This window comes from Acinetobacter calcoaceticus DSM 30006 = CIP 81.8 (assembly GCF_000368965.1).
GTDB lineage: Bacteria > Pseudomonadota > Gammaproteobacteria > Pseudomonadales > Moraxellaceae > Acinetobacter > Acinetobacter calcoaceticus.
This window is the reverse complement of sequence record NZ_KB849782.1, coordinates 1-1,199: the sequence shown is the minus strand read 5'-3', so window position 1 is coordinate 1,199 and position 1,199 is coordinate 1. Positions and strand designations below refer to the sequence as shown.

General features: G+C 42.7%; 1 protein-coding gene and 1 pseudogene. One reads left to right on the top strand and one right to left on the bottom strand.

Features of this window, described 5'->3' with window-relative positions:
* Positions 1–450: pseudogene (locus F936_RS19610) on the top strand (transposase); the annotation flags it as partial.
* A gap of 37 nt (positions 451–487) precedes the next feature.
* Here F936_RS19610 and F936_RS17245 read toward each other — a convergent pair.
* Positions 488–1,199 (bottom strand): IS3 family transposase (locus F936_RS17245; RefSeq protein WP_005049675.1); only part of this gene is annotated, 712 nt, incomplete at its 5' end.

Genomic DNA, 1,199 nt, shown 5'->3' with positions numbered 1-1,199 from the left:
CCCAGAATTTAAAGATGAAGCTGTTAAATTGATTACCGAACGTGGATATTCTGTCACTGATGTGGCTGAACGTTTAGGTGTATCACAGCACAGCATTTATAAATGGCTAAAGGCCGTACAGCCTTTACGCAACAACCCTGATGAACATGAACTACTCGAAGCAAAGAAAGAGATCCTTCGTCTTAAAAGTCAGCTTAAGCAAACTGAAGAAGAGCGAGATATCTTAAAAAAGGCCGCAAGGTACTTTGCAAGCCTGCCCGAGTAAAGTATCAGTTTATCCTTGAGTACAGCCATCAATTTAAGATTAAAACGATGTGTCGGGTTCTTAAGATTGCTCGTGCTGGCTATTACGCCTGGCTACATGAACCCGAATCAGGCAGAACAATTGAAGACAAACGGTTATTACAACTGATCCGCTCTTCTTATGATGCCAGTTATGGCATCTATGGTTAATCCTCCCATAAATAACCGAAGTTAAAAGTAGAGGTTAAGCAGCCATTAGAGGTGGCTTTCCTTTGTTAGCTTGATGTGGTCTTTCATGGTTGTAATGCCACAACCAGTTTGTTGCATAATCTTGTACTTCATCCAAAGTATCAAATAAATGCTTGCTCAGCCAACTATAACGTATGGTCCGATTATAGCGTTCAATATACGCATTCTGCTGTGGCTTACCCGGTTGAATATATTCAATACGAATACCGTGCTCAGTAGCCCAGCGCACAAATTCGTGACTGATAAATTCGGGACCATTATCGCATCGGATCACTAACGGTTTTTCTCTCCACTCCAGCAATTGATTCAACGTACGAATAACCCTGATTGTGGGCAATGAGAACCCTGCTTCAATGGCTAGGCCTTCGCGGCGGTAATCATCAATCACATTCAATAATCGAAACTTGCGACCATCGGAAAGCTGATCATGCATAAAATCTAATGACCAAACCTGATTTTCTCGGATTGGTTCTTTCAATGGTTCAGGCGCATGCCGTTTTAGTCTTCTTCTCGGTTTAATACGCAGATTCAGTGCCAACTCACAGTAAATGCGGTAAACCCGCTTGTGATTCCAGCAGCAACTCTCAACATGCCGTAAATACGAGAAGCACAAACCAAAGCCCCAATCGGAATTTTCCTCAGTGAGTTCAATGAGCTGTTCAGCAATGAGTGCATTGTCATCGCTGAGATTGGCTTGATAGCGGTAG